This is a genomic window from Saccharothrix sp. CCNWYY140 (assembly GCF_037401995.1).
In the GTDB taxonomy this organism is placed as follows: Bacteria; Actinomycetota; Actinomycetes; order Mycobacteriales; family Pseudonocardiaceae; genus Actinosynnema.
In genome coordinates this window covers 88,963-110,679 of the sequence record NZ_JBBEGC010000004.1, presented here as the reverse complement: position 1 = coordinate 110,679, position 21,717 = coordinate 88,963, and the positions used below count along the sequence as shown (strand labels likewise).

At 72.5% G+C, this 21,717-nt stretch carries 14 protein-coding genes; 7 read left to right on the top strand and 7 right to left on the bottom strand.

Going from position 1 to position 21,717, the window contains the following annotated elements:
* The 7 genes from WBN91_RS03935 to WBN91_RS03905 all read right to left on the bottom strand — a co-directional run bounded on the left by WBN91_RS03935 (position 1) and on the right by WBN91_RS03905 (position 15,389).
* The gene (locus WBN91_RS03935) at positions 1 to 2,826 is read right to left on the bottom strand and encodes a condensation domain-containing protein (protein ID WP_337723242.1); all 2,826 of its coding nucleotides are present in this window, start codon (positions 2,824 to 2,826) and stop codon (positions 1 to 3) included.
* Entirely contained in the window at positions 2,823 to 4,049 is a 1,227-nt protein-coding gene (locus WBN91_RS03930) for an MFS transporter (protein WP_337723243.1), read from the bottom strand. The genes WBN91_RS03935 and WBN91_RS03930 overlap by 4 nt, the downstream gene beginning before the upstream one ends.
* Complete coding sequence (locus WBN91_RS03925) at positions 4,042 to 7,983, bottom strand: non-ribosomal peptide synthetase (RefSeq protein ID WP_337723244.1); 3,942 nt, start codon at positions 7,981 to 7,983, stop codon at positions 4,042 to 4,044. Before WBN91_RS03925 ends, WBN91_RS03930 begins: the two co-directional genes overlap by 8 nt.
* On the bottom strand, positions 7,980 to 9,167 hold the full coding sequence (locus WBN91_RS03920; RefSeq protein ID WP_337723245.1) for a MupA/Atu3671 family FMN-dependent luciferase-like monooxygenase: 1,188 nt from the start codon (positions 9,165 to 9,167) through the stop codon (positions 7,980 to 7,982). The genes WBN91_RS03925 and WBN91_RS03920 overlap by 4 nt, the downstream gene beginning before the upstream one ends.
* Entirely contained in the window at positions 9,160 to 13,317 is a 4,158-nt protein-coding gene (locus WBN91_RS03915; protein WP_337723246.1) for a type I polyketide synthase, read from the bottom strand. Before WBN91_RS03915 ends, WBN91_RS03920 begins: the two co-directional genes overlap by 8 nt.
* A complete protein-coding gene (locus WBN91_RS03910; protein WP_337723247.1) occupies positions 13,314 to 15,011 on the bottom strand; it encodes an amino acid adenylation domain-containing protein in 1,698 nt (565 codons plus the stop codon). Before WBN91_RS03910 ends, WBN91_RS03915 begins: the two co-directional genes overlap by 4 nt.
* A 186-nt stretch (positions 15,012 to 15,197) precedes the next feature.
* Positions 15,198 to 15,389 (bottom strand): MbtH family protein, encoded by a 192-nt coding sequence (locus WBN91_RS03905; RefSeq protein WP_337723248.1) that lies wholly within the window; start codon positions 15,387 to 15,389, stop codon positions 15,198 to 15,200.
* Positions 15,390 to 15,868: 479 nt separating this feature from the next.
* Here WBN91_RS03905 and urtA point away from each other — a divergent pair, with 479 nt between their 5' ends.
* The 7 genes from urtA to WBN91_RS03870 all read left to right on the top strand — a co-directional run bounded on the left by urtA (position 15,869) and on the right by WBN91_RS03870 (position 21,689).
* Positions 15,869 to 17,128, top strand: coding sequence for an urea ABC transporter substrate-binding protein (urtA, locus tag WBN91_RS03900; RefSeq protein ID WP_337729359.1), 1,260 nt, complete (start codon positions 15,869 to 15,871; stop codon positions 17,126 to 17,128).
* An 81-nt stretch (positions 17,129 to 17,209) separates the two neighbouring features.
* On the top strand, positions 17,210 to 18,094 hold the full coding sequence (urtB, locus tag WBN91_RS03895) for an urea ABC transporter permease subunit UrtB (RefSeq protein WP_337723250.1): 885 nt from the start codon (positions 17,210 to 17,212) through the stop codon (positions 18,092 to 18,094).
* The gene (urtC, locus tag WBN91_RS03890; RefSeq protein ID WP_337723251.1) at positions 18,091 to 19,200 is read left to right on the top strand and encodes an urea ABC transporter permease subunit UrtC; all 1,110 of its coding nucleotides are present in this window, start codon (positions 18,091 to 18,093) and stop codon (positions 19,198 to 19,200) included. Before urtB ends, urtC begins: the two co-directional genes overlap by 4 nt.
* Positions 19,197 to 19,973, top strand: a complete 777-nt coding sequence (gene urtD, locus WBN91_RS03885) for an urea ABC transporter ATP-binding protein UrtD (RefSeq protein ID WP_337723252.1) — start codon at positions 19,197 to 19,199, stop codon at positions 19,971 to 19,973. Before urtC ends, urtD begins: the two co-directional genes overlap by 4 nt.
* Positions 19,974 to 20,666, top strand: coding sequence for an urea ABC transporter ATP-binding subunit UrtE (gene urtE / locus WBN91_RS03880; protein ID WP_337723254.1), 693 nt, complete (start codon positions 19,974 to 19,976; stop codon positions 20,664 to 20,666).
* A gap of 15 nt (positions 20,667 to 20,681) precedes the next feature.
* Positions 20,682 to 21,335 (top strand): GntR family transcriptional regulator, encoded by a 654-nt coding sequence (locus WBN91_RS03875; RefSeq protein WP_337723255.1) that lies wholly within the window; start codon positions 20,682 to 20,684, stop codon positions 21,333 to 21,335.
* A 27-nt stretch (positions 21,336 to 21,362) separates the two neighbouring features.
* Positions 21,363 to 21,689: a hypothetical protein gene (locus tag WBN91_RS03870; protein ID WP_337723256.1), complete on the top strand. Its 327-nt coding sequence runs from the start codon at positions 21,363 to 21,365 to the stop codon at positions 21,687 to 21,689.
* Positions 21,690 to 21,717: the final 28 nt, after the last annotated feature.

Genomic DNA, 21,717 nt, shown 5'->3' with positions numbered 1-21,717 from the left:
TCACCCGCGCTGCTTGGCCTTCTCGCGCAGCGCGTGCCGGCGGGCTTGGCCGCGCGCGGCGGCCTCCTCCGGCGCGGGTTGCGCGCCGCCTCCGGTCAGGTGCTCCGCCATCGCCTGCACCGTCGGGTGGCGGAACAGGTCGATCACGTCGATGTGCCGGTCGAACACCGTCCGCAGCCTTTCGGTGAGCCGCACCAGCAGCAGCGAGTCGCCGCCCGCGTCGAAGAAGTTCTGCCGCCGGCCCACCACCCGGCCGAGCACCGCCGTCCACGCCTCGCTCACCGCGCGCTCGGCGTCGGTCAGCGGTAGGTCGGAGGCGTCCTCCTCGACGGTCTCGGCGAGCAGGCGCAGCACGGCGTCCCGGTCGGGCCGGCCACCGGGCAGGGTGGGCAGCGCTTCCACCGCGAGCACGCGGGTGGGCACGGTGTAGTGCGGCAACCGTTCGGCCAGCCAGTCCCGCAGGCCGCGCACCGCCGACACGGCGACGGCTTGGCCCTGCTCGGCCGTCACGGCGACGGCGACCGTCTGGCCCTGCTCGGCCGTCACGGCGACGGAGAGCGCTTGGCCTTGCTCGGCCGTCACGGCGACGGCGACCGCGCGGCCGTTCTCGTCGGCCAGAGCGACCGCGCGCCGCACGCCGGGGTGGGTGGTCAGAGTCGACTCGACGGCGTCGAGGTCCACCCGTCCCACCCGCCGCACCAGGCGCACCGCGCCGTCGGGGGTGAGCCGGGCGCGGTCGCCGGTGTCGAAGAGTCGGACGCCTTGGTAGGTGCGGAAGCGGCGCTCGGTCAGGTCGGGCTCGTCCAGGTAGCCGCGGGCCAGGCCGTGGCCGCCGATCCACAGGTCGCCGGTCATGCCCGGGGGCAGCGGACGACCCCGCTCGTCCAGCACGAGGGCGGCCACTCCGGGCAGTGGGCGGCCGTCGACCAGGGCCACGCCCGTCTCCGGCGTGACATACCGCATCGCCGCCGGAGTGTCGGTCCCGCCGGCCGCGAGTGGGGCGAGCAACCCGAACACGTCCCGCGGCGAGGGGACGGGCAGGCGCAGGGAGTTGGCGAACGCCCGGTGCTCCACGACCACCGCGTGCTCGCCGTCTGCGGTGTGCAGCACGAAAGCCGGGTCGCCCGGTGCGACGGCGGCGGCCGGCGCGCTGGCGGTGGCGCTTGGCGCGGGAGCAGCGGCGGTGGCACCCGGCGTGGCGGGCCACCGTTCCAGCCGCACTGCCGAGGTGAACACCGGTTCGGCGTTCTCGTCGGCCAGCACCACGTCGACACCGCACTGCTCGGCCATCGCGCGCAGCAGGTAGGGCGGCAGCGCCGGGTCCAGCGGCACGGCGACCGCGCCCGCCTTGAGTACGCCCAGCAGCGCAGCGGGCAGCATCGCGGACGTCGCCGCGCACACCGCCACCCGCGCGCCGGGCACCACGCCCAGCTCCGCCAGCTTCCCGGCGACACCGGAGGCCACGTCGTCCAGCTCGCGGTAGGTCCAGCGCACGTCGGCGTCCACGGCCACCGCGTCGGGCCGGTCCACCGCCCACCGCGCCACCAAGTCGTGCACGCACCGCTCCACCGGCTCGGCCAGGGGCGCGGGCGGGGCGACCCCGATCGTCCGCAGCTCCGACACCCGCGCGTCCGGGTGGTCGCCGACGTGCCGCAGCACGACCTCCAGCCGCTCCAGCATGGAGTCCACAGTGGACTCGTCCAGCAGGTCGCGCCGGTAGTCGAACACCGCTTCCAGGCCGCGCGGGCTCTCCAGCAGCCCGATGTTCAGCTCCACCTTCATGGTGTCCAGCCGCATGAACCGCAGCGTGAACGTCGTCTCGCCGACCGCGCGCGGTGTGGGCTCGACATCGTGGTTGAACATCACCTGGAACAGTGGGTGGTAGCCGGGGTCGCGGGTCACGCCCAGGTCGGCCAGCACGTCCTCCAGCGGCAGGTCCGGGTGGTCGACGGCGTCCAGCACGTCGTCGCGCACCCGGCGCACCACCTCGGCGAACGTCGGGTCGTCACCCAGGTGCGTGCGCAGCACCACGGGCTTGATCAGGTTCGCCACCAGGGCGGCCTGCGCGGACGTGTCCCGCCCGGCCAGCGCCATGCCCATCAGCACGTCGTCGTTGCCGTAGTGCGCCAACAGGACGTCACACGCGGCCTTGAGCGCCATGTACGGCGTCGCCCGCCCGACCCGCGCCACCTGCCGCACCCGCTCCAGCACCGACAGCGGCATCAGGCGGGTCCGGCGCGCGCCCCGATGGTCGGTGACCAGCGGACGCGGCCCCACGTAGGGGAGTTCGACCGCGACGGGCGCGCCGGCCAGCCGCCGCACCCAGTACTCGCGGTCGTCGCCGACCGGCGGCAGGTCGCCGAACCGCGTCGGCAGCTCGGGCAGCTCCTCGCCCGCGTAGAGCGCGACCAGCTCGGTCATGAACACGTCCAGCGACAAGCCGTCGATGACGATGTGGTGGGCGTTGACCACCAGGCGGTGCCGGTCCGGTCCCAAGCGCAGCAGCAGCACCCGGAACGGCGGCGCGGCGGCCAGGTCGAACGGCTCCTGCCCGAACCGGTGAGCATCCTCCTCGTCACCGTCCACAGCGGACAGCTCAACCAGAGAAGCAGGCTGCACCACGTAGTGCCCGTCCTCGACGCGGGAGCGCAGCGGCTCGTGCCGCCGCACGATCTCCCCGACGCAGCCACCCAGCAGCGCCACGTCCAGCGGACCGGCGACGTCCACCGCGAACGGGTGGTTGAAGAACGGGTCGCCCGGCCTGATCCGGGACAGCGTCCACAGCCGGCGCGCGGCCGGCGGCAGCGGGATGCGGTCGGCGGTCACGGTGTCACCTCCTCCACCTGGCGCGCCCGCCGGGACGGGAGCGCGGCGAGCAGCGCGCACGCCAGCAGCGCCACGCCCGCGTACACGATCGACCCGGCGATGCCCAGCCAGGACCCGGTCACCGCGCCCAGCGCCACACCGACGACGAGCCCGGTGGTCATCAGCGAGTTGAGCAGGCCCACCCCGCGCCCGCGCAGCGATTCCGGCAGGTCCCGCAGCACGGTGTTCGCGATCGGCACCTGGAACAGGCTCGACCCGAGCCCCGCCACCAGGCACCACGCCACCACGGCGGTCAAGCCGAGCCGGTCGTGCAGCCAGCCGGTCGGGGCCAGCGCCAGCAGGGACACGCCGAACAACGCGATCGCGCCCGCCAGCAGCCCCCGCACCGGGAACCGGCGCACCAGCACCGGCCCCACCAGCGCGCCCAGCACCGCGCCGCCGCCGAAGAACGCGTGCGACAGGCCGTACTCGGCGGGCGGCAGGCCGAACACGGTCAGCAGCTGGGCGTTGAAGTTCGTGGTGAACAGGCCCAGTACCACCATCATCGGCACCAGGAACGCGAACAGGAACCGCAGCGACGGCACCCGCAGCGTCTCGCGCAGGCCCTCGCGCAGCGACGCCCAGTACCGCTGCGGCACGCCGGTCGCCACCGGCACGGTCTTCAGCACGCCCATGCTGCCCAGCAGCACCGCCGACACCACGAACGTGGCCGCGTTGATCACCAGCACGGAGGGCACGCTGCCGATCGCGATCAGCACCCCGCCCAGCGCGGGTCCGAGCAGGTTGAGCGTGTGGTTGGTGCTCTGGAACAGCGCGACCGCGGGCGGGATGGCGTGGTCGCCGACGATGGCCGGGATCGCGGCGATGCGGGCGGTCTCGAAGAACGTCTTGGCCAGGCCCTCCAGCAGGATCAGCGCCAGCAGCAGCCACGCCGAGCCCAGCGCCGGGATCATCGCCAGCACGATCACCACCCGCACCAGGTCCGAGCCGACCAGCAGCACCCGCTTGGGCAGCCGGTCGGTCAGCGGCCCGGCGAACACGCCGAGCACCCCGGTGGGCAGCAGCTGGGCGATGATGACCAGCGCGATCAGGGCGGTGGGCGCGTCGGTGAGGGTGGCGGCGACGTAGATCAGGGTGACCCGGGCCATCGCGTCGCCCAGGAACGACGCCACGACGGCCAGCCAGTACCGGATGTAGGTGCCGTCCTTGAGCAGCTCAAGCACCGGAGGTCACCTCGCGCAGCACGGCGGCCAGCGTCTCCACCAGCGGCGGCCGGATCACCGTGTAGTGGTTGCCGGGCACTTCGCGCACCTCCAGGTCGGTCGCCAGGTGGCGCCACGGTTCGTACTGCTCGGGTGGTTCGTCGGCGGCGCGCAGCAGGGTGACGCGGCCGGCCAGCGGTTCGGGGCGGTAGGGCCACAGCAGCCGCAGGTTGGCCACCCACAGCTCCAGCACGGTGCGCATCTGCCCGCGGCCCGCGTCCGGCGGCAGGTAGTCGCCCGCGCGGGCGACCTTCAGCAGGTGGTCGACCTGCTCTTCGTCGGTCATCGCGCGCAGGTCGTCGAGGGTGTCGGTGTGGTCCCACTGGAGGTTCGCCGCCACCGCCTGCACGATCTGCGCCCGCTCGGGTTCGGGGCCGTCCTCCAGCGCGGGCGGGTGCGACTCGATCAGCACCACGGACACCTGTTCGCCCCGCCGTTCCAGCTCCTGCGCCACGGCGTAGGCGTTCGAGCCGCCGTAGCACCAGCCCGCCAGCGTGTACGGGCCTTGCGGTTGCACCTCGCGGACCAGGTCGGCGTAGGCGGCGGCGCGTTCCTCGAAGGACGCGAACGGGGCGAGCCCGTCGACCGGGGGCGGCGAGGCCAGCGCGTACAGCGGTCGTTCCACCGGTTCCAGCAGCTTGGCGAACGGCATGTAGCAGACCACCTCGCTGCCCGCCGGGTGCGCGAAGAACAGCGGCGGCACGTCCGGCGCGCCCGCGCGCAGCTCCACCAGGTGCGGCCGGTCGGCTTCGCGGTAGCCCTCGCGCAGCATCCGCGCGAACCGCTCGACCGTCGCGCCCTGGAAGATCGCCGCCATCGGCAGGGTGCGGCCGAACCGCCGCTCGATCTCGGCGATCAGCCGCAGCACGAGCAGGGAGTGGCCGCCCAGGTCGAAGAACCGGTCGTGCAGGCCGACGGGACCGGAGCCCAGCACGTCCTGCCAGACCTGGGCCACTTCCAGCTCCACGGGGTCGCGCGGGGCCACGTAGTCGTCGCCGCGCTCGACCGATGGCGCGGGCAGCGCCTTGCGGTCCACCTTGCCGCTGGTGGTCAACGGGAACCGGGCCAGGTTCACCACCGCGGCGGGCACCATGTAGTCCGGCAGCGACTCGCGCACCAGGGCGCGCAGGTCGGCGGCGCGCAGCTCGGCGTCGGTCTCGACGTAGCCGACCAGCCGCCGGTCGCCGGGCCGGTCCTCGCGCACCACGGCCACCGCCCGCTTCACGTCGGGGTGGTCGGCCAGCCGCGCCTCCACCTCGCCGAGCTCGATGCGGTACCCGCGCAGCTTCACCTGGCCGTCGTCGCGGCCGAGGAACACCAGGCTGCCGTCGGCCCGCTGCCGCACCCGGTCGCCGGTGCGGTAGAGCCGGGCGCCGGGCGTGCCGCCGAGGTGGTCGGGGACGAACCGCTCCGCCGTGGTCGAGGGCCGCCCCCGGTAGCCGCGCGCTACGCCCGCGCCGCCCAGGAACAGCTCGCCGGGCAGGCCCACCGGCACCGGCCGGAAGTGGTCGTCCAGCACGTAGACCTGGGTGTTGGCCAGGGGAGTGCCGATCGAGATCACGCCCTCGACCAGCCGCCAGGTGGTGGACCAGATGGTGGTTTCGGTGGGGCCGTACACGTTCCACGTGCGGCCGGGGGCGAGCCGGTCGGCCAGGGCCCGCGGCAGCGCCTCGCCGCCGACGATCGCGCGCAGCCCTTCGCCGTGCTGCCATCCCGCTTCCAGCAGCAGGTGCCAGGTGGTCGGGGTGGCTTGCAGGACGGTCGCGCCGACGTCGGCCAGCAGTGCGGCCAGCGCGCGGCCGTCCTGGGCGACCTCCCGGGGCACGACCTCGCACCGGCCGCCGGTCGCCGGCGGGCCGAACAGCTCCAGGCCCGCGATGTCGAACGACACCGACGTGACGGCCGCGAGCACGTCGTCGGGGCCGAACCCGACCTCCTCGGCCATCGCCGCCAGCAGGTTCACCACGGCCCGGTGCGGCACCTCGACGCCCTTGGGCCGCCCGGTCGAGCCGGACGTGTAGATGACGTAGGCCAGCCGTTCGCCGAACGGCTCGGGCCGCTGGTACTCGGCGACCCCGACGGGCAGCTCGGTCAGCACCATCAGCGCGCCGGCGTCGGCGACCATCTCCTCCCGCCGCCGCGGCGGGTGGTCGGGGTCCAGCGGCAGGTAGGCGGCACCGGACAGCAGCACGCCCAGCAGCGCCACGACCAGGTCGCACGACCGGGGCAAGCACACCGCGACGACCTGTTCCGGACCCGCGCCGCGCTGCTGGAGCACGCCCGCGACCCGTTCGGCCTCGGCCAGCAATTCGCGGTAGGTCAGGCTCCGGCCCCCGGAGGACACGGCGACGGCGTCGGGCGTGCGCTCCGCCTGCCGCCGCACCATCTCGTCCACGGTCAGGTCGGTCTCGCGCTCGACCGCGGTGCGGTTCCACTCCACGACCTGCCGGCGGGTCTCTTCCTCGTCCACAAGGGACAGTTCACTGATCGGGCGCTCCGGGTCGGCGACGGCCCCTTCCAGCACGCGCGTGAGCTGGTCGGCCATCCGCGCGATGGTCGTCTCGTCGAACAGGTCGGAGTTGTACTCCAGCAGGCCCAGGAAACCCGGCCCGGCCAGCGTCTGGTCGTCGAAGAAGCCCAGGGTGACGTCGTCCTTGGCGGTGCGGTTGTCCAGCAGCAGCGATTCCTGGGTCAGGCCCGGCAGCTCGCGGCGGCGCTCGTGGTGGAAGTCCACGAAGATGAACGTGGTCTGGTAGACGGGGTTGCGGCTGGGGTCGCGGTCCACCTCCAGCTCGTCCAGCAGCACCCCGAACGGGGTGTCGGCGTGGTCGAACGCGCCGACCATCGTGGTGCGCGCGGCCTGCACCAGCGCGCGGAACGGCATGTCCGGCTCCACCCGCACGCGCAGCGGCAGCATGGTCAGGAAGTAGCCGATCAGCGGCTCCGTCTCCGGCCGCGACCGGGTGGACGACGTGGTCGCCACGACGATGTCCCGCTGCCCGGTCAGCCGGTGCAGCAGCAGTTGCCAGGCCGCCAGCAGGGCCACGTTCACCGTGACCGACTCGCGCCGGGCGAAGTCGCGGACGGCGGCGGTGAGCTCGTCGGTGAGCCGGAACCGGTAGCGCGCCCCGTTGAACGTCTGCACCGGCGGTCGGGGCCGGTCGGCGGGCAGCTCCAGCGCCGGCTCCGCGCCCGCCAGGTGCCGCCGCCAGTACGGCAGGTGCCGGGTGGCCACCTCCTCCTCGATCCACCGGGGCTGCCACTCGGCGTAGTCGCCGTACTGGATGGGCAGTTCCGGCAGGTCGGGGTCCCGGCCCTCGGTGAACGCGGTGTAGTACTCGGCCAGCTCGTCGGCGAAGATGCCCAGCGACGCCCGGTCCCACACCAGGTGGTCGATCACGCCGAGCAGCAGGTGCCGCCGGGGCGCGACGCGGTAGAGGATGACGCGCATCAGCGGCCCGGTGGCGATGTCGAAGGGCACCCTGGTCTCGTCCTCGGCCCGCCGCAGGGCTTCGGCGTCGTCGGGCGCGTCGACGTGCCGCACCACGACGTCGGGTTCGTCGTGCACGACCGCGACCGGGCGGTGGCCTTCGACCTGGAACGTGGTGCGCAGCGACTCGTGGCGGCGCACGAACGCGGTGATCGCCCGTTGGAAGGCGTCGGCGTCGAGGTCGCCGTCCAGCCAGGTGGCGAAGAAGATGTTGTAGGCCGGGTCGGTGGGGTCGAACTGGTGCAGCAGCCAGATCCGCTCCTGGTCGAGGGTCAGCCGGTGCCGGTCGCCGGTGGTGCGGCGGGGGATGCCCGCCGGCGTCGTCGGAGTGCGTTTGAGGCGCTGGTCGAGCAGGGCGCGTTGCGCCGGGGTGAGCCGGGCCAGCCGGTCGGTCAGGTCCGTCACGATCGGGCTCCTCGGTAGCGGTCCTTCAGCTCCGCCAGGTGGCGCAGGCCGTCCAGCACCACCTCGGGTTCCAGGCCGAAGTCGACCAGGCACGCGACCTCGTCCACGCCGAGGTCCACCAGGTCCTCCACCAGCGACTCGGCCTTGTCGGGCGTGCCGAGCAGGGCCAGGCTCTCGAAGTAGCGGTCGAAGCTCGCGGCGAGCATGGCCTCGCGGCCCTCGTCGTCCAGGAGGTTGAACTCGCTGTCGAAACTGCCCTGCTGGGCCAGGAACGTGCGCAGGTAGCCGATCAGCGGGTCCCGGACCAGCTCGCGCACCTCGTCCTCGTCGGCGCCGAGGAAGGTGTGCACCATCGCGGTGACCACGCCGTCGGTGTGCCCGGCCTCGGCCAGCGCCTCCCGGTAGGCGTCGATCTTGTCCTTCAGGTCGGCGGGCCGCATCGCGACCAGGCCGGTGAGCACGTTCGCGCCGATCCGCCCGGCCCGCACGAAGGTGTCCACGCTGCCCTGCGAGGAGATCCACAGCGGCAGGCGCGGTTGCCGGGGGCGGGGGAGGGTGCGCACGGCCACGCCGTCGACGTCCACGGTCTCGCCCGCCCACAGCCGCTGGACCAGGTCGATGGCGTCGAACATGTCGTCCTTGCGGGACTTGTGGCCCGCCCGGCCGTTCGGGGCGATGACGAAGTCGTCGGGGTGCCACCCGGAGGCGCAGGCGATCGCCACCCGCCCGCCGGACAGGTTGTCCACCACCGACCACTCCTCGGCGATGCGCACCGGGTGGTGCAGCGGCACGGCGACGCTGCCCGCGCGGATCTGCACCCGCTCGGTGGTCACGGCCAGCGCGGCGGCCAGCACCGACGGGTTCGGGTACAGGCCGCCGAAGTCCACGAAGTGCCGTTCGGGCACCCATATCGCGGAGAACCCCTCGCGGTCGGCGACCTGCGCGCTGTCCAGCAGCAGCCGGTAGTTGTCCGCGCCGGCCTTGGAGCCGTCGCCGGAGAAGAAGAACAGGCTGAACTCCATCGTGCTGGTCGCGCGGCGGGTCCGGCGCTTCGGAGCGGGGCGCGCGGTGGGCACGGGTGGCTTGGCGTCCCGCTGCCGCAGGGCCTGTTCCAGCGCGGCGCGCTGGGGTGGCGACAGCGACTCCATGCGTTCCCGGAGTTGCCGCAGGCGGTCGTCAGGCATCGCCGTCACCCCTCAGCCGCGCCTCGACCTCGTCCGGCGAGAGGTCCTCGATCTCCTTGAGCAGGGCTTCGAACTCGTCCACGCCCATCGCGTCGGCCTGGTGCGCGCGGATCGCGGCGGCGAGCCCGGACACGGTGGGCGCCTCGAAGATCGCGCTCATCGGCAGGTCGCCGTGCAGCTGCCGCAGCCGGGACACGATCTGGATGGCGAACAGGGAGTTGCCGCCCAGTTCGTAGAAGTCGTCGTCCGGGTCGATGCGCGCGACGCCGAGGGTCTCCCGCCAGATGGTGGCCACGCCGCGGGCGACCTCGTCGTCGGGCCACACCAGGGCGGGGTCCCAGTCGGCGTCCGCGCCGCCGTCGTGCAGCGAGTCGACGAACGCCGTCGCGGTCAGCCCGTCCTGCGCGGCCAGCACCTCGTGGAAGTCCACTGTGGACACCACCAGCCGGTGGTGGCCGGCGGCAAGGGCGGATCGGGCGATCCGCACGCCCTCCTCCGCCGTGACGCCCTCGGCCGCGCGCTGCCTGCGGAACCGCTCGCGCACGTCCGGCAGGTCGGCCATCTGCCGCTCCAGCCAGTCGTCCCACGCCCACTGGGCCCAGTCGAGCACGAGCCGGCCGCGCGCCGGGGCGAAGGCGTCCAGGAACGCGGCGGCGGCGCAGTTGTCGACCTGGCCGAAGCCGCCCAGCACACCGGTGGTGGAGGAGCAGAGCAGCAGGAACTCGGCGTCGGGCAGTAGTTCGTCGAGGTGGAGTAACGACTGGACGTGGGCGGTGAGGACTTCTTCGGCCTGCTCGCGGGTCTTCAGCGCGATCAGGCCCGCGCCGCGCACGTCGACGGCGTGGACGGCACCGCGGATGTCGTGTCCGCGCACGGCGTCCGCGATGGTGTCGGGTTCGGCGGTGACGACCTTCGCGCCCGCGCGCCTCATGTCCTCGGCGAACGCGCGACCCACCTCGCCGTCCGCGCCGACCACCAGGTAGGTCGCGCCTTCCTGCCACGCGGTGGGTTCCGGCAGGTCCACGGGGGCGTAGGAGGGGGCGAACCGCCGTCCGTGGCGGTAGGCGACCCGGCCGTCACCGGGCTCGGCGGCCAGTTCGGCCAGCAGCACGTCGACCAGGCCGTTGTCGGACAGGGACACGTCCACGCAGTGGGTGGTGACGTTCGCGTACTCCTGCGCCAGCACGGTCGCCGCGCCGAGCACGGTGGCCCGTTCGGGCAGCAGCACGGGGGTGATGTCCTGGAGGTCGTTGGTCACCACGTCGATGCGCACCGGGTCGGGACCCAGCGACCGGACCAGGTCCAGCAGGGCGTGGAACCCTTCGTCCTGGGCGCGGCGGTAGCGGGTCGCGGCGTCGGCGTCGGATCGCACGCTCCACGCGTGCACGACCCGGTCGGGGCGCACGTCGGGCAGCGTGCCGCCGCGCGGCACCACCGTGACCTCGCCGGGCAGCCGCCGTGCCAGGTCTTCGGCGACACCTCCGTCGTCGGCCAGCACGAGCCAGCGGGCGGGTGCGAGGTCGGTGCTCGCGGCCGGCTTCGGCAGCCACACCGGGGCCGAGGCCCAGCGTTCCGGCGCGCGCCGCCCGGTGGACGCCACGGGGTCCACGAGGTGTTCGCGGCGTTCGAACGGGTAGGTCGGCAGCGGTGTGCGGACTCGGCGCTCGTCGCCGCGCAGGGCCGCCCAGTCGACGGTCCCGCCGCGTTCCCACACCGACGCGACCGCCTCCAGGACCGTGCGGCCCTCGGGTTCGCCGCGGCGCAGCGTGGCGGCGGCCCGGGGTGCGCCGCACGCGGCGGCCAGTCCACCGAGGACGGTACCGGGGCCGACTTCGACCAGTGCGGCCTCGCCCGGGTCGAGCACCGCGGCCAGTCCGTCGGCGAACCGGACCGCCTGCCGGCTGTGGGCGACCCAGTAGGCGGGGTCGGTGGCCTGGGCGTCGGTGATCCACGTCCCGGTCACGTTCGAGGCGAACGGCACGGTCGGCGCGGACAGGGTCGCCGCGCGCACGGCCTGCTCCAGACCGGGCAGCGCGGGGTCGATGAGAGCGGTGTGGAAGGCGTGTGAGGTGGGCACGTCCTTGACCACCAAGCCCTTGGCCTCCAGCAGCCGCCGGGCCTCGGCGACCGCGTCCGGGGTGCCGGCGACCACGCACGAGCCGGGGGCGTTGACGGCGGCGACGGTGACCAGGCCCGCGAGTTCGGCGGTGGCGGCGTCCTCGGTCAGCGGCACGGCCAGCATCCGGCCGGGCGGAGACTCCTGCATCAGGCGTGCCCGCGTCGCGACCACGCGCAGCGCGTCGGGCAGGGTGAACACGCCGGCCAGGCAGGCGGCGACGAGTTCGCCGAGGCTGTGGCCGATCATGGCGTCGGGTCGGACGCCCCAGGAGTCCAGGAGCTTCGCCGTGGCGTAGGCGACGCTGAACACGGTCGGCTGGGTGCGCAGGGTGGCGCGGAGGTCGTCGGCGTGGAAGGCGGCTTCGCGCACGTCCCAGCCCAGGTGGGGGAGCAGCAGGTCGGCGCACTCGTCCAGCGCGGCGCGGAACACGGGTTCCTCGCGGTGCAGTTCGGAGCCCATCCCGGTGTACTGGCTGCCTTGGCCGGGCAGCAGGAACACGGTCCGGGAAGCGGTCGCTTTGGTGCCACCAGGACCACGCAAGGCCGCGGCGGCGGTGGAGGCGTCGGCGACCACGGCCCGCCGCCACTCGAACGCGGCCCGGCCGACCTGGAGGGTGTGCGCCGCGTCCGCGAACGCCTTGTCACTGCTTTCGAAGTGGTCGGCCAACTGCTTCGAGGCCTCGCCCACAGCGGTCTCGGTGCGGGCCGACACGGGCAGCACCTCCCACCGCCGGCGCGGCGCGTCACCGCCTGCCACGGGCGGTTGCTGCACGATCACGTGCGCGTTGGTGCCGCCGATCCCGAACGAGCTCACCCCGGCCCGTCGCGGGCCGTCCCCCGGCCACGGTTCGGGCGAGGAGTTGACCCGGAACGGGATCTCGGCGAGCTTCGGGTTGGGCGCGCGGAAGTGCGCGGTCGGCGGCACGACACCGTGCTCCACCGCCAGCGCGGCTTTGATCAGGCCCGTCACGCCCGCCGCCGCGTCGAGGTGGCCGACGTTGCCCTTCACCGACCCGAGCAGGCCGGGCGTGGCGCGCCTGCCGAACACCTCGGCCAGGGCGCTCGCCTCGATCGGGTCGCCCAGCGGGGTCGCGGTGCCGTGCGCCTCCACGTACCCGACGGTGTCGCGGTGCACGCCGGACACCGCCAGCGCCTCCGCGATCGCCGCCACCTGGCCCGCGGCGGACGGCGCGGTGAAGCCGATCTTGTCCGAGCCGTCGTTGTTCACCGCCGAGCCCAGGATGACGGCGTGCACGTGGTCGCCGTCCGCCACCGCGTCGGCCAGGCGCTTGAGCACCACGACGCCCACGCCGTCCCCGTCTGCCGTGCCGGTGGCGTCGGCGTCGAACGGGCGGCAGCGGCCATCGGTGGAGTGGATGCCGCCCTCCTCGTGGAGGTGGCCGCGCGGCCCGAGCAGCCGGATCGCCGCGCCGCCCGCGACGGCGAGGTCGCAGTCGAGGGTGAGCAGGCTCTGGCACGCCAGGTGCACCGCGACCAGCGACGACGAGCAGGCCGTCTGCACGGTCAGGCTCGGCCCGGCCAGGTCGAGCTTGTAGGACACGCGCAGCGCAGCCATCGCAGGGTCGTTGCCGATGCGGACCTGCATCGGGTGCGCGAAACCGTTGTCCGCCAGGCGTTCGGCGAGGTAGGTGCTGGTGGCCACGCCCGCGAACACCCCGGTCCGCGCGGTCGGGGTGGCGTGCCCGGCGCGTTCCAGCGCTTTGTGGGCGCACTCCAGCAGCAGCCGGTGCTGCGGATCGGTCACGTCGGCCTCGGCGCGGGTGAACCCGAAGAAGTCGGCGTCGAACAACCCGAAACCGTCGAGCGTGTGCGCGCTGCGCACGAACCGCGGGTCGTCCACGAGGTCCCGCTTGACACCCGCGGCGACCAGCTCGTCGGCGGTGTAGTGGCTGATGCCCTCTTCGCCGGCCAGCAGCATGGACCAGAACCGGTCGACGTCGGGCGCGCCGGGGAACCGGCCGCTCATGCCGATGATGGCGATGCCGTCGAGCTCGTCGTTGTCGTCGTTCACGATCGGCGCTCCAAGGCTTTGGCGCACAGGCGGATCGTGGGTTCGTCCAGCAGCAGCCGCAGCGACGCCGGGACGTCCAGCCGCTCGCGCATGGTGGCGGCGACCTGGGTGGCCAGCAGGGACTGGCCGCCGAGGTCGAAGAAGTCGTCGTCCAGGCCGATCCGGTCCACCCACAGCGCTTCGGCCCAGATCTCGGCGATCGCCTTCTCCAGCGGCGTGCTCGGCTCGGCGAACGGCTCGGCCAGGTCGGGGCGCGCGCCGTCCGGGTCGGGGAGGGCGGCGCGGTCGACTTTGCCGTTGGCGGTCAAAGGGAAGGCGTCCAAGCGCACGAACGCGGCGGGCACCATGTAGTCGGGCAGGGTCCGCTTGAGCGGGCCGCGCGGGTCCGCGTCGGGCTCGCCGAGCCAGTGCGCGACCAGGCGCCGGTCGCCGGAGGGGTCGGGGCCGGCGATCACCACGGCGTCGCGCACGCCGGGCACGGCGCGCAGCGCGGCCTCGACCTCGCCGAGTTCGATGCGGTGGCCCCGGACCTTCACCTGGTGGTCGAGCCGCCCGGTGTACTGGAGGTCGTCGCCGACGGCGCGGGCGGTGTCGCCGGAGCGGTACACCCGGTCGCCGGGGCGGTCCGGGTCGGGCAGGAAGCGCTCGGCGGTCAGGCCGGGCCGGTGGAGGTAGCCGCGCGCGACGCCACCGCCGCCGACGTGGATCTCACCGTCCACCAGGGTGATCGACTGGCCGGGCAGGGCGGTGCCGATCATGCTGCCGGGTGCCCGGTCGAGGTCGGCTTCGGTGACCACGCGGTAGGTGGAGTGCACGGTGGTCTCGGTGATGCCGTACATGTTGACCAGCAACGGTTTCCGGTCGCCGTGCCGGGCGAACCAGGGCCTGAGTGACGCGAACTTCAGCTCTTCGCCGGCGAACACGACCACCCGCAGGTCGTCGATGCCGGTGGTGTCGGTGGCGGCGAGCTGCGCGAACGCGGCGGGGGTCTGGTTGAGCACGGTGACCCGTTCGGCGCGCAGCAGGTCGCGGAAGTCCTCCGGCGAGCGCTTCACGTCGTCGGGGACGACGACCAGCGTGCCGCCGTGCAGCAGCGCGCCCCACATTTCCCACACCGACACGTCGAAGGCGGCGGAGGCGAACATCGTCCAGACGTCGTCGGGGCCGAAGCGGAACAGGTCGCGGGTGGCGGTGAGCAGGTCGAGGACGTTGCGGTGCTCCACCATCACGCCCTTCGGCGTGCCCGTGGAACCGCTGGTGTACATGACGTAGGCGAGGTTGTCGTCCCCCAGTCCGGGCACCCCGGGCGGCTCTTGCTCTACTTCCTCGGACGTTTCCACGACATGGTCGGCGGCGAGGCCGGTCGAACCGTCGCTGACCAGGACCGCCGCGCCCGCGTCGGCGATCATCCCGGCGAGCCGGTCGGCCGGGTGCGAGGGGTCCAGCGGCAGGTAGCACCCGCCCGCCTTGAGCACCGCGAGCAACGCCGTGACCAGCCCGGTGGAGCGACGCAAGCACACCGCGACCGGCACTTCGGGACCGACACCGAGCCCGCGCAGCCGGTGGGCGAGCCGGTTGGCCCGCAGGTCGAGTTCCCGGTAGGTGAGCCGGTCCGCGCCGCACACGACGGCGATCGCGTCCCCCCGAGCCGCCGCCTGCCGCTCGAACCACCCGTGGATGCTGTCGACGGACAAGGTGCGTCCTCTCTGCGCCGCCAGACGCGTTGGAAAATGCCACGCGAATACGGCACCGACCCCGGTGGGCCGTTGCCCTCGCGCATTGGTTCAGGCACGCGTGAACCACCCCGGAACGCGCCCGAAAATGATCGCCCTGCTCGGATCACGGCACTGCGGACTGCCGAATTGAAATTCCCGCGGCTGTCAGCCGCCTAGCCGCTCGCGCACCGCCGCAGGACGCATGTCGGTCCAGACCCCATCTACCCGGGCGAGGCACTCCGCCTTCGTCCCGGTACCCCCGCCATCGCTCCAACCAGCGGGAAGATCGGCCGACGCGAGCTGGATGGCGTACTGACCGACGTCGTTCACGACCACACGGTGAACAGACTCCCCCATTGTTCCCCCTTTCGCGACCGCTCACCTGATGAGGGCACAAGCCACCCCGGCCCGCCCCCTCGTGATTGTCGCCACGTCGGACTGTGCCGCACCCAGGACCGGACGTCAACCACCGAGCCGGTGGCGATCCAAAGATTCCGACACAATGCATTAACCTTCAATTACTTCACCCCGCCCACCCCACGCCACGACCGCGCCCGACGAACCGCCACCAGCGACCAGTCACGGCTCAGGCGGTTGGTCACCTGTCGCCCGGATCCATCGGAGACCGCGTTACTGGCAGATCACACGATCGGGGTCATGTCCGGCCCGCCCGGCCACCCAGCCGTAACCGGGCACCGCCACCGCCGCAACATCGCGTTCCTAGCGTCACCGCCACTGGATACAGGCCTGTATCCAGCAGCTCAGAGGCGGCACGAGTCCGGCGAGCGGGGTCATCGGGTGTGAACCTGTGGTGTCTCCGCCTTCGTGAAAGGCGCATGCGGATGGACATCTCACGGTCCCGGCTACGGGTTGCTGTGGCGGCGGTTGCGGTGATGGGGTTGCTTGTCGGGTGCGGGGCTCGGGTGTCGGATGGTGGGGGGACGGGGGATGCGGGGGCTGCCTGTGTCGACACCTCCGGGACCAGTGTCAAGGTCGGGTTCCTCAACTCGCGGTCGGGCACGATGGCGATCAGTGAGAACACCGTCTTCAACGCGCTGAAGTTGGCCGCCGACCAGATCAACGGCGCGGGTGGCGTGCTGGGCAAGCAGCTCACGGTCGTCGCCGAGGACGGGGCGTCGGAGCCGACCGTGTTCGCGGAGAAGGCCGAGAAGTTGATCCGGGCCGACTGCGTCGCCGCGGTGTTCGGTGGGTGGACCTCCTCGTCGCGCAAGGCGATGTTGCCGGTGTTCGAGTCCAACAACGCGCTGCTGTTCTACCCGGTGCAGTACGAAGGTCTGGAGTCGTCGAAGAACATCTTCTACACCGGGGCCACCACCAACCAGCAGATCGTCCCGGCGCTGGACTACCTGAAGGAGAAGGGCGCCAAGAGCCTCTTCCTGGTGGGCAGCGACTACGTGTTCCCGCAGACCGCCAACAAGATCATCAAGGCGTACGCGAAGGCGAACGGCATCGAGGTCAAGGGTGAGGAGTACGCGCCGCTGGGCCACACCGACTTCTCGACGATCGTCTCCAAGGTCAAGGCCGCCGACGCCGACGCGGTCTTCAACACCCTCAACGGCGACTCGAACGTGGCGTTCTTCAAGGAGTACAAGAACGCCGGCCTGACGGCGGAGGCGATGCCGGTGCTGTCGGTGTCGATCGCCGAGGAGGAGGTCGGCGGCATCGGGGTGGGCAACATCGTCGGCCAGCCGGTGGCCTGGAACTACTACCAGACCATCGACAGCCCGCAGAACAAGAAGTTCGTCGCGGACTTCAAGAACGCCTACGGGGCCTCGAAGGTCACCTCCGACCCGATGGAGGCCGCCTACACGTCGCTGTTCCTGTGGAAGGGCATGGTGGAGAAGGCGAAGTCGTTCGCGGTGCCGGAGATCCAGAAGGCCGCGGGCGGGGTCGGCTTCGACGCCCCTGAGGGAACCGTGACGGTCAACGGCGACAACCACCACATCGCCAAGACCGCGCTGATCGGCAAGATCGCCCCGGACGGGCTGATCTACACCGACTGGACCTCGGGCAAGCCGATCGAGCCGGACCCGTACCTCAAGTCCTACCCCTGGGCCGCCGGGCTGTCCGGCTGAGCTGAGCACCTCGCACGGGCCGCCGGCCGGGGAGAAGACCCGGCCGGCGACCCGTCGCCGTCGACTCACGAAAGGCATGTCGTGGAAATCCTGCTGAGCCAGCTGTTCAACGGCCTGTCGGGAGGGTCGATACTCCTGCTCGCCGCGCTCGGCCTCGCCCTGACGTTCGGGCAGATGGGTGTCATCAACATGGCGCACGGCGAGTTCATCATGGCCGGGGCCTACACCGCCTTCGTGGTGCAGGGCGTGCTCGGCGACGCCGGACTGTCGTTGCTGGTGTCGTTGCCCACGGCGTTCGTCGTGGGCGGTCTGCTCGGCCTCGCCCTGGAGGCACTCCTGCTGCGGCGCATGTACCACCGTCCACTCGACACACTGCTGGTCACGTTCGGTGTTTCCCTGGTGCTGCAACAACTCGCCCGTGACGTGTTCGGCACCGCCGGGGTCGACGTGGCCGCGCCGGGCTGGCTGTCGGGGCCGGTTGAGGTGCTCGGGTTCACGTTCCCGAAGACCCGGTTGTTCATCCTCGTGATCGCGGTCGCGGCCGTGGTCCTGTTGTCGGCGTTGCTCGCGTTCACCTCGTTGGGGCGCCGGATCCGCGCCACGGTGCAGAACCGCGCGCTGGCGGAGAGCTCCGGCATCTCCACGCGGCGCACCGACCGCACCACCTTCTTCGTCGGGTCCGGCCTGGCCGGTGTCGCCGGGGTCGCGCTCACGCTGATGGGCTCCATCTCGTCCAACCTCGGCACCGCCTACATCGTCGACGCCTTCCTGGTGGTCGTGGTCGGCGGGATCGGCCAGATCAAGGGCGCGGTGATCGCGGCGTTCGTGCTCGGCGTCGCCCAGTCGTGGATCGAGTACTCCACCACCGCGTCGATCGCGAAGGTGGCCGTGCTGGCGCTGATCGTGGTGTTCCTCCAGGCCCGCCCCCAGGGCATCTTCGTCGTGCGGACCCGGAGCCTGGTATGAACCTCAAGGTGTTCACCGGCAGGTGGGCGGTGGTCGGCGGGTTCGTGCTCGCCGCGGTGCTCCTGCTCGTCGTCGCCCCCGCGCTGCTCTCGTCGTTCCGGCTGGGTCTGCTGGGCAAGTACCTCTGCTACGCGATGGTCGCCGTGGGCATCGGCCTGGCGTGGGGTCGTGGTGGCATGCTCGTGCTGGGGCAGGGCGTGTTCTTCGGGCTCGGCGCCTACATCATGGCGATGCACCTGAAGCTGGCCGACGCGCCGGCGAGCACCGGCGTGCCCGACTTCATGGCGCTGATCTCCTCGGACGGCGTGCCGGTCTGGTGGGAGCCGTTCCGGTCCGGTGTGGTGACCATCATCGCGGTCCTCCTCGTGCCCCCGGCGGTGGCCGTCCTGTTGGGACTGGCCACGTTCCGGAGGCGGGTGCGCGGCGCGTACTTCGCCATCCTGTCGCAGGCGCTCGCGGCGGCGTTCGCGATCCTGCTGATCGGCAACCCGCGCAGCACCGGCGGGTCCACCGGGCTCAACAACTTCAAGGGTTTCTTCGGGTTCTCCCTGCGCGACCCGGCGAACCGGCTGATGCTCTACATCATCGCTGCGGTCTCGTTGCTGGCGATGGTCGCGCTGGCACGGCAGCTGATGGTCAGTCGCTACGGCGAACTGCTCGTGGCGTGCCGTGACGCCGAGGAGCGTGTGCGGTTCCTCGGCTACGACCCGGCGGTGGTCAAGACCGTCGCCTACGCCGTCGCCGCGGTGATGGCCGGTGTCGCCGGCGCGTTGTTCGTGCCGATCGTGGGCATCATCTCGCCCAACGACGTCGGCATCATCCCGTCGATCGGGCTGCTGGTCGGTGTCGCCGTGGGCGGGCGCACCACGCTGCTCGGACCGGTGCTCGGCGCGATCGCCGTCGCGTGGGCGGAGACCTCGCTCTCGGAACGGTTCCCCTCGGGTTGGACCTACGCGCAGGGGTTGTTGTTCGTGCTGGTCGTGGCGTTCCTTCCGGGAGGACTTGCCTCGTTGCGGTCGGTGCTGCGGGGATGGCGTGAACGGCGCCGGCCACCGCGGGCCGCGGAAGAGCCGCCCGTCCCGTCGCTCTCGGGGAGCTCACGATGAACGCCGACTACCTGGAGTTGACCGACCTGACCGTGAGCTTCGACGGGTTCGTGGCCGTGGACCGCGTGAACCTCTCGGTGCTGCCGGGCGACCTCCGCTTCCTCATCGGCCCCAACGGCGCCGGCAAGACCACCCTGATCGACGCGGTGTCGGGTCTGGTGCCGGCCACCGGGGCGGCGCGGTGGGCGGGCGTGGACCTGGTCGGCCGCAAGGTGCACCGCATCGCCCGGCTCGGCGTGGGGCGCACCTTCCAGACCGCGACCGTGTTCGAGGAGCTCACGGTGACGCAGAACCTCGACATCGCGGCCGGCGCCCGGCGCGGCGTGCTCACGCTGGCCAGGCGCCGCACGCGGGTGCCCGAGGTGGTCGTCGAGGCGATGGAGACGGTCGGGCTCACCGAGCGCGCCGACGCCCTGGCCGGCACGTTGTCGCACGGCCAGAAGCAGTGGCTGGAGATCGGCATGCTGCTGGTGCAGGACGCCAAGCTGCTCATGCTCGACGAGCCGGTGGCCGGCATGAGCGCCGACGAGAAGGACGAGACGGGACGGCTGCTCCAGCGCATCGGCGCGGGCCGCACCGTCGTGGTGGTCGAGCACGACATGGACTTCATGCGGGCCTTCGCCACGTCCGTGACCGTGCTGCACGCCGGGAAGGTGCTCGCCGAGGGTTCGGTGGCGCAGGTGCAGGCCGATCCGCGGGTCCAGGAGGTCTACCTCGGTCCCGGGCGGCACTCGAAGGCCGTCGCCGAGGCCGTGTTGGGGGAGGGGGTTTAGGTGCTGCAACTGGTCGACGTGGAGGTCGCCTACGGGCGCACGTCCGTGGTGCACGACGTGACCGTGGAGGTGCCCGCCGGTGGGGTGACCACGATCATGGGTCACAACGGGGCCGGCAAGACCACGCTGCTGCGCGCGGCGGTCGGGACGCTGCCGGTCCGCTCCGGGCGGGTGCTGCTCGACGGGGAGGACGTCACCGCGTTGCCCCCGCACAAACGGGTGGCGCGCGGGCTGGGGTACGTGCCGCAAGGGCAGCAGTCGTTCGGGCAGATGACCACGATGGAGAACCTGCGCGTGGTCGCGGACGGCCGGCCGCGTGGCGCGGCGTTGATCGACGAAGCCCTGGACGTCTTCCCCGCCCTGCGCGGGTTGCTCGGCCGCCGCGCCGGGCTGCTGTCCGGCGGGCAGCGCCAGCAGCTCGCCATCGCCCGCGCGCTGGTCGCGCAGCCGCGGGTGCTGGTCCTCGACGAGCCCACGGAGGGCATCCAGCCGTCGGTGGTCGCGGAGATCGAGGAGGTCGTCCTGGGGCTGACCCGCCGCGGGGACCTGTCGGTGCTCCTGGTGGAACAGCACGTCGGTTTCGCGTTGTCGGTCGCGCACTCGTACTACGTGCTGGCGTCCGGCCGGGTCACCTCGTCCGGTCCCGGTGGCGAGGCCGCGCTCACCGACGTCCGGGCCGCGATGGCCATCTGAGGGCGAACAGTGCCCATGAACGAGTTAGACGCCCCGTCCTCACTGCGTGAGCGCGTCTACCTGGAGTTGCGCGACGACGTGCTGGGAGGGCGGATCGGTCCCACCGAACGGCTCACCGAGCCGCGCCTGTCGAAGCGGTTCGGGGTGTCGCGCACGCCGGTGCGCGACGCCCTGGTCCGGCTCGTGGCCGACGGGCTGCTCGCCCGCGAGGAGTGGGGGTACTCGGTGGTCGTGCCGAGCACGGCCCGGGTCCGCGACCTCTACGAGGTGTGCATCGCGGTCGAGCTGCGCGGTATCAGCCGCAGCATCGAGAACCCGCACGTGCGCCACGACACCGACGCCCTCGGCGCCGAGCTGGAGCACTGGTACGCGCTGCGGGCCGCACCGCCGGAGCCGTCGCCGGAGTTCGTGCTCGAGGACGAGCGCTTCCACACCGCGCTGCTCGCTGCCTCCGGCAACACCGAACTGGTGACGGTGCTGGCGGACGTGACCCGCCGCATCCGGCGGGTCCGCATGGACGACTTCCTGGTCCCCGGCCGGATCGAGGCCTCGATCGACGAGCACATCGAGATCGCCGAACGCGTCGCCGACGGCCGCCTGGAATCCGCGCACCGCCTGCTGCACGACCACATCGGCCGCCGCTGGGGCCCGCCGCCGGCCCCGCGGTGAACGCCCTCGCCGGCCGTCCGCGGTCCGATGGCGCATGTCCCGGGTCGTTCCGAGGTGGTCGGGGCGAACGGCATGGTGCACGCCCACCTCAACGAGGGCGGCGGCGGCTTCGGCGGTTTCGCGGAGCGCCTGCGCTTCGTGCACCCGACCGGCTACCCGGGGTCGAAGTCGGTGTTCCGGGACATCAGCGGTGACGGCCGTGCCGACTACCTGGTGGTCTACGACGGCGGCGCGGTGCGGGCCTGGCTCAACCGCGGCGGCAACCCGCCGTGCCCGGTGCCGCCGCCGGACCAGGGCGGTCACCCGGCCGAGCCGGCCGACCCCGACGGGGCCACCGTCCCGGCGACCTGCTGAGCCCGCGGGCGCGCGACCACCGAGCACG

Coding starts and splice junctions, on each gene's coding strand:
- WBN91_RS03870 (WP_337723256.1), top strand. CDS start 21,363: ATGGCGCATGTCCCGGGTCGTTCCGAGGTGGTCGGGGCGAACGGCATG.
- urtA (WP_337729359.1), top strand. CDS start 15,869: ATGCGGATGGACATCTCACGGTCCCGGCTACGGGTTGCTGTGGCGGCG.
- WBN91_RS03905 (WP_337723248.1), bottom strand. CDS start 15,389: ATGGGGGAGTCTGTTCACCGTGTGGTCGTGAACGACGTCGGTCAGTAC.
- urtC (WP_337723251.1), top strand. CDS start 18,091: ATGAACCTCAAGGTGTTCACCGGCAGGTGGGCGGTGGTCGGCGGGTTC.
- urtD (WP_337723252.1), top strand. CDS start 19,197: ATGAACGCCGACTACCTGGAGTTGACCGACCTGACCGTGAGCTTCGAC.
- WBN91_RS03875 (WP_337723255.1), top strand. CDS start 20,682: ATGAACGAGTTAGACGCCCCGTCCTCACTGCGTGAGCGCGTCTACCTG.
- WBN91_RS03920 (WP_337723245.1), bottom strand. CDS start 9,167: ATGCCTGACGACCGCCTGCGGCAACTCCGGGAACGCATGGAGTCGCTG.